Annotated in this window: 2 protein-coding genes; both read right to left on the bottom strand. The window is 30.7% G+C overall.

Going from position 1 to position 1,935, the window contains the following annotated elements; translation table 11 throughout:
* The coding region (locus ACOVQ4_RS15455; RefSeq protein WP_421821528.1) for a hypothetical protein at window positions 1-393 on the bottom strand (393 nt) is incomplete at its 3' end.
* Window positions 380-1,690 (bottom strand): AAA family ATPase, encoded by a 1,311-nt coding sequence (locus ACOVQ4_RS15460; protein ID WP_421821529.1) that lies wholly within the window; start codon window positions 1,688-1,690, stop codon window positions 380-382. The genes ACOVQ4_RS15455 and ACOVQ4_RS15460, both read right to left, overlap by 14 nt.
* Between the last annotated feature and the right edge of the window lie 245 nt (window positions 1,691-1,935).

Consider the following 1,935-nt stretch of genomic DNA (forward strand, 5'->3'; position numbering starts at 1 on the left):
TGAGTGGATTTTTCGTAGGCCTGTGCTGGAAAAAGTAATTTTCAAGGGAAGCCTAATTAAAATGACATTATGATATTTTTTCTTTATTTGGGTAACATATTTTTTAAACTCCTGGGAGGCCGTTTCTGTACCCTTTTTGGCTAAGGAAGATTCGCTATTAATAACATCGTAGTCAACAACCCAAAAAACTTTATCATAATGTTTTGAGAGTTCAACAACTTTTTCAAACTGCTCTTTGAGTTTTTTATTTTGAGGTATTTCTGGCTTTAAGTCAACATTTATATCCCTTTCGTTTCTTCTAAGCATTTGGAAATACCAAGATTCACAATCACCATCAACGATGATGGCGAACTTTATTTTATTTTTAAAAGGTATAGGTCTATTTCTTCTCATCGCTTAAGTCTATATAATAATCCCCTAAGTTCGGAACACCGCCAAGTTTACCAATTTTGTAGGCATTGTAAACATTACTTGTATCTCTAATTACTTTACTATCAAAATCAGCTAATGAGTATAGCTCGGTAGCACTTAGTTCATTTTTATCTGTAAACCAAATAGCATCATTCCTAAAAATATCTCTATTATTGAGAATTTCTCGGTTGTGTGTAGTAGCTAGAATTTGTGATTGTTTTGCATTAACTAAAAATGATAAAATAAAGTGCGTAAACAAGTCTGGGTGCAAAGAAGATTCTAATTCATCTATCGGAAAAGTTATCGAGTTTTTAATTAGCATACTTAAAAGTCCAGAAAAACTGTAGTATCTTTTTGTGCCCTGTGATTCTAATTCAAAAGGTATTTTATACTTTATTCTGTCTACTGTATGCTCTAACTCTATGCTAACCGTCGTAACCTTTCCTTTACTTTTTATTTCAGTAAATTTTTCATTATGTGTTTTCACTTGCTTTTCAAGAAACTCTAAAAAGCCAAGAGGAATATCTTCTTCTTCTTCATTTATCAAAATATCAGATATGTTGAAATCTGCTTTTTTGAGTATTTGAATGACAGAATTTTTATCAATATCAGTATTACCTATAGCAGACGTGACATACCCTTCCAGTTTTGTATCTGATTCAATAAGTGGTTTTAAATGTGTGGCAAACCATTCTGAAACTTCTTTAAGTTCTTTAAAATTAATATTTGTCTTCAAAAATCCACCCAATACTGTATTATTCCAAATCGTATTTGCTTCTAGCGTTTTTCCGAAGGTTTTATCTTTTTTAATTTTACTTCCAAAAGTAATTTCTGTAAACTGGTTTTCTAAATTGGTAGCTCTACTAAATATTTTGGCTTTATTTGGATTGTAGAAGTACAATTCTTCATTTACAATTGCCAATCTATTAAACTCTACCTCATAGAAGTACCTAATATTTTTCTGTATGAAGTCAATTGATAATATTGAGTTTTTGGTGGGCGTAAAAGAATCGAATAGAAAAGGCTCAAACTTTAAAGATTCGTTTTTTTTTTCAACTGGTTCTAAGACAAGATCTCGAAGAAACTCCAAGGCTTTTAATACTGTAGTCTTACCTGAAGCATTGGCGCCGTATATTAACGCCAGCTTGAGTAGCCTGAGCCCTTTTATGGGCTCTATGATATAAAAACTTTCTAAGTCTCTAGCAGTTGTTGCTTCAAAAGATAATATTTGCTTGTCTTTTATTGACCCAAAGTTTTGAACACTAAAATTCACAATCATTTTTAGCTCATTTTATGTAAATAGTTTACATTATTAAACATAAAAATACTCTATTTGCGAAAAATATCAAAGTATTTTGCAAATGATTGCACAGACAATAAAGCGTTTATTGTTAACACTAAAAGCCAATAGTCACAACAGTATACATCCTACAGCTAATATAACTATAGCAGTATTGAACTAGCGAAATAAAATTTTAAAAGGATTATATAAAGTCAGGAAGGATAAAAGGAGCTTATTTTTTA

Source organism: Flectobacillus sp., assembly GCF_049240685.1.
GTDB lineage: Bacteria > Bacteroidota > Bacteroidia > Cytophagales > Spirosomataceae > Flectobacillus.